The 1,036-nt window shown below is 69.4% G+C and carries 1 protein-coding gene; it reads left to right on the plus strand.

Annotation, left to right across the window (positions count from 1 at the left end; all coding sequences use genetic code 11):
• Positions 1 to 150: 150 nt before the first annotated feature.
• The coding region (locus AB0M67_RS41600) for a condensation domain-containing protein (RefSeq protein ID WP_365753417.1) at positions 151 to 1,036 on the plus strand (886 nt) is incomplete at its 3' end.

Genomic DNA, 1,036 nt, shown 5'->3' on the forward strand with positions numbered 1-1,036 from the left:
GTGGTGGTGTTGGACGGGTTGCCGGTGACGGTGAATGGGAAGTTGGATCGGGGTGCGTTGCCGGTTCCTGAGTATCGGGTGGTGGTGGGGCGGTTGCCGCGTGGTCCGCGGGAGGAGATTCTGTGTGGTTTGTTCGCGGAGGTGTTGGGTGTGCCGCGGGTGGGGGTGGATGACTCGTTCTTCGATCTGGGTGGGCATTCGCTGTTGGTGACGCGGTTGGTCAGCCGGATCCGTACCGTCCTCGACATCGAACTCCCCATTCAGCGGGTCTTCCGCACGCCCACCGTGGCCGGACTCGCCGAGGTCCTGAAGAGCGCGGACGCCGCGCGCACCCCGGTGACCGCCGGACCGCGCCCGGACCGGATACCGCTCTCCTTCGCCCAGGAACGGCTCTGGTTCCTGTATCGGTTCGAGGGGCCGGCGGCCACCTACAATCTGCCGTTGGTGCTTCAGCTGTCCGGTCGGCTCGACGGGGAGGCGCTGTGTGCCGCGCTCGCCGATGTCGTCGCCCGGCACGAGCCGCTGCGTACCGTCTTCGCCGAGGACGCCGAAGGCCCCTACCAGCGCCAGCTCGACGACACCCGCCCCGGACTGACCGTCGTCAGCCTCACCGGTGTGACCGACGCCGAGGTGCGCGGCAGGATCGACGCCGCGGCGCGCACCGGGTTCGACCTCGCCGCCGAACCGCCGCTGCGTGTCACCCTCTTCGAGACGGCCGAGGACGAGCACGCGCTGCTGCTTCTGCTGCATCACATCGCAGGTGACGGCTGGAGTCTGCCCGTACTCGCCGAGGATCTGGCGGTCGCCTACGCGAGCCGGCTGGAGGGCGAGGCACCGGACTGGCCGCCGCTCGCCGTGCAGTACGCCGATTTCGCGTTGTGGCAGCGGGGGGTGCTGGGGTCGGCGGATGATCCGGGTTCTTTGCTGGGTGGTCAGCTGGATTTCTGGCGGGAGGCTCTGGCCGGGCTGCCGGAGGAGTTGGTGTTGCCGGTTGACCGGTCGCGTCCGGCGGTGGCGTCGTATCGGGGTGGGCGGT

This window comes from Streptomyces sp. NPDC051662 (genome assembly GCF_040681655.1).
GTDB lineage: Bacteria > Actinomycetota > Actinomycetes > Streptomycetales > Streptomycetaceae > Streptomyces.